We start from the raw sequence: 611 nt of genomic DNA on the forward strand, positions 1-611 counted from the left end.
GGCGAAGCCGGCGATGATGAAGAAGACGATGGCGAAACCAATGACGCCGGCGTGGCGATCCATCAGGCGGCGGATCGGCTCGGCGAACAGCTGCATGGCGCCGGCGACGAGCGCGAAGCGCAGGCCACGGGTGACGATGCACAGGGCCACGAACCACAACAGGTTGTATTCGGCGAAGCCGGACATGATGGTCACCAGCTTGAAGGGGATTGGCGTCAGCCCCTTCAGCAGGATGATCCAGTGGCCATATTCGGCGTAGGATTCGCGGAACTTCGCCACGCCGTCCTGCATGCCGTAGAAATTGATGACCCACTGGCCCAGGGAATCAAACAGCAGGTAGCCAATGGCGTAGCCGACGAGCGCGCCAAGCACCGAGGCGACCGTGCAGACGAAGGCGTAAAACCAAGCCTTGCGCGGGCGCGCCAGCGCCATGGGGGCCAGCATCACGTCTGGCGGAATGGGAAAGAACGAGCTCTCTGCGAAAGCCACGAGGGCCAGCGCCCAGGTTGCCCCTGGCCGGTTGGCCAGGCTCAGGGTCCAGTCATAGAGCCGTTTGAACATGGAGCCCTTCTTATTGAGCGGCGGACCGGAGGTCTAATGCCCTTATGACG

At 62.7% G+C, this 611-nt stretch carries 1 protein-coding gene; it reads right to left on the reverse strand.

The features are described from left to right. On the reverse strand, nucleotides 1-561 hold a 561-nt coding region (locus AC4FS3_RS29085; protein WP_491023431.1), incomplete at its 3' end, for a YqaA family protein. Nucleotides 562-611: the final 50 nt, after the last annotated feature.

Source organism: Pseudogemmobacter sp. TB195 (genome assembly GCF_058313095.1).